This window comes from Wolbachia endosymbiont of Drosophila barbarae, assembly GCF_044752445.1.
GTDB lineage: Bacteria > Pseudomonadota > Alphaproteobacteria > Rickettsiales > Anaplasmataceae > Wolbachia > Wolbachia pipientis.
Genome location: NZ_JBIXJM010000066.1, coordinates 1 through 1822, shown reverse-complemented (window position 1 = coordinate 1822; position 1822 = coordinate 1). Strand labels below are relative to the sequence as shown.

Below are 1822 nucleotides of genomic sequence, written 5' to 3'. Positions count from 1 at the left end.
CAAAAACGTCATATAACTATTTGTTTCATACTGCTTTTTATAATAGGGATGTTATTCCTGATGCGTCCTATGATTTTTCCATGTTTAATATCTATTATTATTGCATATTTGTTTAATCCGCTAGTAGTCAAGTTTGAAAAGTATAGAATACCACGTTCATGTTCTGTAATTTTTATAATACTTATTTTATTAATAGCTTTTATACTAGTCATAACATTTGTTTTACCTATTATATATGTTCAAATTACTTCAATATTAAATTTCTTAGTGAGTAAAGTGCCTTCATTAAAGCTTAAAGTAATCCCCTCTGTATTAGAATTTCTTAATATGAAAATCGAGGATAGCTTATTTGATCATTTATCTAAAAATCTAGCAGAAAATTACAGCAACTATGTATCTTATTTCATGAATGCTCTTGATATTGCTAGTAACTTTATAATCCAAGTGTTAAGTTCAAGCTTTAACACGGTATCATTAATGGTGATTACTCCTGTAGTGTTTTTCTATATATTACGTGATTGGCCTTTAATTATAGAAAAAGCTAGTAAATTAATCCCTATTCCTTACAGAGGAAAAATTGCAGATTATTTTTCCAAAGTGGATTTCATTATATCTAATTATCTAAAGGGGCAGGTAAATGTATGTATTGTCATGATGGTCTTTTACTCTGTGAGCCTGAGCATAATCGGATTGGAACACTCTATTGTTATTGGAATTTTATCAGGAATGTTAACGTTCATACCTTACGTAGGGCCATTATTATATACCATTATTGGGTTTTTGAGCGCTATCACTCAATTTAGTGGATGGTTTGAAAGTGCTGCTGTTTTGCTATTATTTGGTGTTGGACAATTAATAGATTCAAATATATTAGTTCCTTTATTAATAGGAAAAAAAGTTCATATACATCCAACTGTAATTATTCTGGGAATTACTATATGCGCTTCATATTTTGGATTTACAGGTATATTACTTTTTATTCCAATAATAGCAATGTTCAATGTATCAGTAGAATATGCAATCAATAAATATTTTAAAAGTGAGCTTTATAAAAACGGCTAACAGACCTTTTGCATAATCAATTTATGGTAAGAGGAGAAATGAGCCCAGAATACCTGACACATTTGAGGAGCGTAAGTAAATTTCTGCGCAAAAATTACTACCAGAAAGAGGTTACGTAAGAGGTTCAACGTGCAATTAAATTTATTTAACAACAATCAAGCTGATTATAGCTGGCAAAATTACATCATCTTAGATGAAAATAAGCACGTATATAATTCGGTAGTTAATGATTTATCTTGGAAATGTCTGATTCTTTTTGGACCTAACAGCTCCGGTAAAACTCATCTTGCTCATATTTGGCAATCAATAAACGATGCAATCTTTATCAATGTGAATAACTTCGTAAGCGAGATTAGGTATAGCGATGCTTTTATTTTAGAAGACGTACAAAACATTAAAGATGAAGCAATGTTATTACATTGTTACAATTACATGAAAGAAAACGACAAGAGGCTGCTAATCACTTCTTCAATTTCACCAAAAAAGCTTAACTTCAAACTAAGAGATTTAAGTTCTCGAATATTATCAACTATCAGCGTAAAAATTTTGCCTGCAAGCGAGGAATTATTAAGAATTATGCTAATAAAACGATTTTCAGATAAACAGTTAAAAATTGATTTAAAAGTGATTAATTATATTTTAGCAAGAATAGAACGTTCTTTCTATAGCATTGATAAAATTATAGAAAAGATAGATAATGAATCTATAGGGTCAAATGTGACCGTTCCTTTTATTAGCACTTTATTAAAAAAAGATGCCA

Annotated in this window: 2 protein-coding genes; both read left to right on the top strand. The window is 29.5% G+C overall.

The genetic code is table 11. The features are described from left to right. On the top strand, nt 1-1062 hold a 1062-nt coding region (locus ACIPNH_RS00910), incomplete at its 5' end, for an AI-2E family transporter (protein WP_400771036.1). 129 nt (nt 1063-1191) lie between these two features. After that, nucleotides 1192-1822: DnaA ATPase domain-containing protein (locus ACIPNH_RS00905; protein WP_400771033.1), on the top strand; the 631-nt coding region annotated here is incomplete at its 3' end.